This window comes from Acinetobacter sp. YH12255 (genome assembly GCF_013417355.1).
Lineage (GTDB): Bacteria > Pseudomonadota > Gammaproteobacteria > Pseudomonadales > Moraxellaceae > Acinetobacter > Acinetobacter pseudolwoffii.
Map to the genome: position 1 here is coordinate 1 of NZ_VPEC01000110.1, position 1,789 is coordinate 1,789.

The following is a 1,789-nucleotide window of genomic DNA, read 5'->3' on the forward strand; positions in this document are numbered from 1 at the left end:
TTCATTTTCACAAGGCTTTCCTTTAGAATAGGCGCATCTTATTTCTTAGCTTTGATTTCTCAATGATTCAGTTAGACCAGTTATCTATACGTCGCGGTGGACGTGTTTTATTTCAAAAAGCGTCGATGCAGTTACACCCAGGATGGAAAATTGGCCTAACGGGTGTCAATGGTGCCGGGAAATCGACCCTGTTTTCAGCTTTGCTCGGCGGCATGGAGTCAGACACCGGTTCGTTGACCCGTCCTGCGGTATGGACCGTGGCGCATATGGCACAGGAAATCAAAGCGCTGAATATGAAAGCCATTGATTTCGTCTTGTCCGGCGATGAAGAATACTGGGATATTCAGCAGAAACTGGAGCAGCCAGATCAACTGGATGATGCAGAACTGGCGCATTTATATGGCCGTTTTGATGAAATTTCAGGTTATTCTGCGCCGGCCAAAGCTTCGCAACTGATGGCCGGTCTGGGCTTTTTTGAACATCAATCCCAACTGGATGTGTCCAGTTTTTCTGGTGGCTGGCGCATGCGCCTGAATCTGGCGCGTACCCTGATGAGCCGTTCCGATTTACTCCTTCTTGATGAACCGACCAACCATTTAGACCTGGATGCCATTCTCTGGCTCGAAGACTGGCTGAAAGCCTATGAAGGTACGCTGGTGCTGATTTCGCATGACCGGGATTTTCTCGATGCGATTACCGACCATATTTTACATATTGAAAATCAGGAACTGATTTTATATACCGGTAACTACTCGACCTTCGAGCGTACCCGCAGTGAACGTCTGGCGCAGCAGCAACAGGCTTATGAAAAGCAGCTGGAAACCCGCGCACATCTGCAAAAATATATTGACCGTTTTAAAGCGCAAGCCACCAAAGCCAAGCAGGCACAGAGCCGGATCAAACAGCTGGAGCGTATGCAGGAACTGTCTGCTGCCCATGTTGATACACCATTTACCTTCAGTTTCCGTGAACCGACCAAAATGAGTTCGCCTTTATTGCAACTGGAACATGCCGATATTGGTTATGGTGACAAGCTGATTGTCACCAATGTCAATGTACAGATCACGCCAAGCAGCCGGATTGGTTTGCTCGGGATGAATGGTGCCGGTAAATCTACCCTAATTAAATCGCTGGTCGGTGATTTAAAATTGCTTCAGGGTCTGCGCAAAGACTCGGAACTGCTCAATATTGGCTACTTTGCCCAACACCAAATGGATGCACTGGATGGCAATGCCAGCCCGATGTTACAGCTGGCACGTATTGCCGATAAAAAAATCAGTGAAGCCAGCTTACGTTCTTTCCTGGGCAGTTTTGGTTTTAGCGGCGAACGCATGGATACGCCGAGTGAAAGTTTCTCGGGCGGTGAACGTGCCCGTCTGGCTTTGGCATTGATTGTCTGGCAGCGTCCAAACGTGTTGATTCTGGATGAACCGACCAACCATTTAGACTTGGATATGCGTCATGCATTAACCATGGCCTTGCAGGATTTTGAAGGTGCTGTGGTGCTGGTGTCGCATGAACGCCAGCTGATTGCCAGTGTCTGTGATGAATTGCTGCTGGTACATAATGGTCAATGCCGTGAATTTGACGGTGATCTGACCGCTTATGCCGACTGGTTACGCCAAGCCCGCATTGAGATGATCAAAAATGGACAAAAGCCAGCCGAGCCGGTGAAATCTCAGGTCGAAGTCAAAGCAACCATTTCCAAACTGGACAAAGAAGCACAGCGTAAGGAAGCGGCACGCCAGCGGGAACTGAGCCGCCCGATTCGTAAAAATATCGAAAAATG

General features: G+C 48.7%; 1 protein-coding gene. It reads left to right on the plus strand.

Translation table 11 applies throughout. The features are described from left to right. Positions 1 to 62: 62 nt before the first annotated feature. Positions 63 to 1,789, plus strand: a 1,727-nt coding sequence (locus tag FTV30_RS15965) for an ABC-F family ATP-binding cassette domain-containing protein (protein WP_180001908.1), incomplete at its 3' end; no start/stop codon positions are given.